This window comes from Salinibacterium sp., assembly GCF_031364185.1.
Lineage (GTDB): Bacteria > Actinomycetota > Actinomycetes > Actinomycetales > Microbacteriaceae > Rhodoglobus.
The window spans coordinates 1-3778 of the sequence record NZ_JANLVV010000240.1; the positions used below are offsets into that span (position 1 = coordinate 1).

Genomic DNA, 3778 nt, shown 5'->3' on the forward strand with positions numbered 1-3778 from the left:
ATGCTTCTGAAACGCGGCCTCAGAGTAGCTCGCGTCGGTGTGGCCCAGGCCGGTGTACCACGAGCGTCCGCCCTCAAATTCCTGGCACCACGAGATCGGATGCTCCGGCCCCATGTTGCCGCCGGTGTACGACTTCTCATCGAGCGATAGCAGCACATGCACCTTGTCCCGGTCGAGACTGCGGAAGTTGTACCACTCGTCCGTGCGGTCCCAGGTGTCACCATCGAGATGCTTGGTGGACTCGTTCATGTCATCTTCGACCGTGATCGAGGCGAGCTGCGGAGCAGGATGTCCGTTGAAGTAGCCGCCGATAAGCTGGCCATAGAAGGCCCAGTCATACTCGGTATCGGTGGCCGAGTGGATGCCAGCAAACCCCCCACCACCCCGAATGTAGGCCTCGAAAGTCGACTGCTGTCCCGCATCCAGCACGTCGCCCGTGGTCGAATTGAAGACGACCGCATCGAAGCCGGCGAGCACCTCCGCATTCGCCGAATCGAAGACGGTAGCGTCTTCGCTGAACACGGCCTCGAAGTTGTTATCGGCCGCAAGCTGTGAAATGAGCGCGTTGGCAAGCGGAATCGCTCCGTGGCGGAAGCCAGCCGTCTTCGAGAAGACGAGCACACGGAAGTCGACGGGCTGGGCCGCGACAGCGGGTTGGCTCACGTCAGTGGATTGAGAAACGTCAGTGGATTGAGCAACGTCAGCGGGTTGGGCTGCGGCAGCCGAATCTAGGGTCAGCGGCACAACAAAGCCAGAGACCATGGCGACCGAAGCGAGAAGCGAGAGCACCCGTGCGGTGGCACGTCGGGCGAGGCTGATTGCATTTCTCATGGGGGGACTCCTAGCGTCGACGATTCACCTGGCCCTGGTTTTCGTGACCGCGACGGGGGCAGTCCACGATGACGGTGCCTGGTGCGAGGCTAGGGCGTATAAATGTTGTTTGTCAAGCTAAATACATGACCATGCATACAAGAAAAATTTTTTATCAGCTGTGGACGTGAATTGGGCAGAAAAAAAGGGGATTTTTACGCGGGCTAGCTGGTCTTCACATTCTTCCTCAGTTGCAACAATTGCCGACGACTCATCGTCCTAATTCTTCGGCGTGAGACCGCTCGTGGTGAGAGCGCGTGCTCCGGCCGGGTCGGCCAGAAGCGGCGCGAGGGCCAACTCGGCCGCCCCGATCATGAGCAAACTGGATCCCAGCACCGCCCTGGTGATGGTCGCGACCTCCCGCGGGCCATGAAGGGCCCTGGAGGCGACCTGCACGGTCAGCCGTTCGGGGTTGAGCTGGAAGAGGGTCGCAAGAAAACCACCCAGGACGATCCGCTCGGGGTTGAAGATGTTGACTACATTGCTTAGCGCGATCGCAAGGAAGTCGAGCTGTGCATTGACCTCGGTAGCGATGACATCGTTCCACCCCGCTGCCAGGGCAACCTCGACATCGTCGATGTCGGCACCGCGAAGCCCCACGAGATCCTGCAGGCGGCCAAGAGAGACCTCGGTCTCGAGGCATCCGATCGATCCGCAGTGGCACACGACCCCATCAGAATTGACGAGGGTGTGACCAATCTCGCCCGCGAATCCAGCCGCCCCCGTGCGCAGCGAGCCGTTGCTCACGATTCCACCCCCGACGCCGCTGGCGCCCCCATTGAGGTAGATCAAATCCATCGAGCCCACCCCGGCGCCAAACAGAAGTTCGGCAACTGCTCCCAGTGACGCATCGTTTGCGGCCCAGACCGGAAAGCCGGTGGCCTCCTGGAGCAGTCGTGCGATCGGCTCATCCTTCCACCCGAGGTGGGGTGCATAGGTGACGATGCCGTCGGCCGCGCGGGTGAGTCCGGGGACAGCAACGCCCATTCCCACCACCCGGTAGCGCGAGTGCAGTTCAGAGCGGATCCCGTCAATGACGGCTGCCGAAACGTTGACCACCTCCTGCACCGAAGGGATGTGCGCAGTCTCGTAGCGAACCTTCTTGAGCACACGCCCGCCGAGCGCGACCAGGCCGATGGTGATCGCATCCACCTCTGGATTGATGGCGAGCGCGACCATCGCTCCGCTCGGATTGACCTCGGGGCTCGGTCTTCCGATCATCGCGGTCGTGGTCGGCGCAGTCTCGTACACGAGCCCGAGATCGACCAGCTGCCCGCTCAGAGTCGCGACGGTTGATCTATTGAGTCCGGTCGCCCGAGTGAGCTCGGATCTACTGAGCGCACCGCGATGATGAACGAGCGAAAGAATGAGCGAGAGGTTCGTCCTGCGCGATTCGCTGGTCATCGCCGTTGTCGCTAACCCGAACAGGGGCGGTTCGGTGGTCGACACGGCGTGGTCTTCTCGCAGCCCTGCGGCTATTTGGTGCTGAACGCGGCATCGAAGGCGGCGGTCGGCGCGTCAAAGGCGAGCCTCCGCACGAACTCGAGGGCTTCGGGCGCTCCGAGCAGTCGATCCATGCCGGCATCCTCCCACTCGACCGAGGTCGGGCCGGTGTAGCCGATCTGATTGAGCATCCTGAAGCAGTTCTCCCATGGCACATCGCCGTGGCCGGTCGAGATGAAGTCCCAGCCGCGACGGCCGTCCGCCCACGCCAGTAGTGAGCCGAGTCGGCCGTTCCTGCCATTTCCCACGCGCTTCTTGGTGTCCTTAATGTGCACGTTGAAGATGCGGTCTCTAAAGTCGTACAGAAACCCCACCGGGTCAATGTCCTGCCAGACCATGTGGCTCGGGTCCCAGTTTAATCCGAACGATTCGCGGTGGCCGATGGCCTCCATCGTTCGCACGGTGGTCCAGTAGTCGAACGCGATCTCGGAGGGGTGAACCTCCAACGCAAACCGCACCCCCACCTCGTCGAATACGTCCATGATCGGGTTCCAGCGGTCGGCAAAGTCCTGGTAGCCGGCGTCAATCGCCTCCTGCGAAACGGGCGGGAACATCGCGACATACTTCCAGATGGATGACCCGGTGAACCCGGTGACCGTCTTCACCCCGAGTTTCGCCGCCAGCCGTGCCGTGTTCTTCATCTCCTCGGCCGCGCGCTGGCGCACTCCCTCCGGCTCACCATCGCCCCACACGGAGTCCGGCAGGATGTCGCGGTGGCGCTGGTCGATCGGGTCGTCGCACACGGCCTGGCCCTTGAGGTGGTTTGAGATTGCCCACACCTTCAGGTTGTGGCGTTCGAGGAGATCGAGTTTGGATGACACATAGTCGGAGTCATCCCAGCGGTTGGGGTCGAGGTGATCCCCCCAGCAGGCGATTTCGAGTCCGTCATAGCCCCAATCCGAGGCCAGCCGAACGACCTCTGCGAGCGGGAGGTCGGCCCATTGGCCGGTGAACAGTGTGACGGGTCGGGTCATGATGGGCTCCCTGATTCGTGAGTGATCGCCGTCCAGGCGCTTCCATTGTGTGAACTCGACTCCACTGCGGCAAGCACTCGCTGCACCTGCAGCCCATCGTCAAAGGATGGTGTCGGCTGGGTGCCGCTCGTGATCGCGTCGACGAAGTCCTTCACCTGGTTCGAGAAGGCGTGCTCATAGCCGAGCATGTGCCCGGCGGGCCACCATGCTGCGATATAGGGATGCTCGGGCTCGGTCACCAATATCTTGGTGAAACCCTGCAGCGTGGCATCCACCGTCGCGTCATAGAACTGCAGCGAGTTAAGGTCTTCGAGGTCGAAGGCCAGCGCACCCTTCGAGCCAGATACCTCCACCCTCAGGGCGTTCTTGCGGCCGGTGGCGAACCGGGTGGCCTCGAAAATTCCGAGCACCCCGCTGTCGAAGCGGCCGGT

At 62.1% G+C, this 3778-nt stretch carries 4 protein-coding genes; all 4 read right to left on the reverse strand.

Annotated features, from left to right (window positions below):
- Window positions 1-831, reverse strand: an 831-nt coding sequence (locus tag RMN95_RS10735; protein ID WP_309616911.1) for a ThuA domain-containing protein, incomplete at its 3' end; no start/stop codon positions are given.
- Window positions 832-1089: 258 nt separating this feature from the next.
- Window positions 1090-2319 (reverse strand): ROK family transcriptional regulator, encoded by a 1230-nt coding sequence (locus RMN95_RS10740; protein ID WP_309616912.1) that lies wholly within the window; start codon window positions 2317-2319, stop codon window positions 1090-1092.
- Window positions 2320-2345: 26 nt separating this feature from the next.
- The gene (locus RMN95_RS10745; protein ID WP_309616913.1) at window positions 2346-3347 is read right to left on the reverse strand and encodes a sugar phosphate isomerase/epimerase family protein; all 1002 of its coding nucleotides are present in this window, start codon (window positions 3345-3347) and stop codon (window positions 2346-2348) included.
- The coding region (locus RMN95_RS10750) for a Gfo/Idh/MocA family oxidoreductase (RefSeq protein WP_309616914.1) at window positions 3344-3778 on the reverse strand (435 nt) is incomplete at its 5' end. The genes RMN95_RS10745 and RMN95_RS10750, both read right to left, overlap by 4 nt.

Coding starts and splice junctions, on each gene's coding strand:
- RMN95_RS10745 (WP_309616913.1), bottom strand. CDS start 3,347: ATGACCCGACCCGTCACACTGTTCACCGGCCAATGGGCCGACCTCCCG.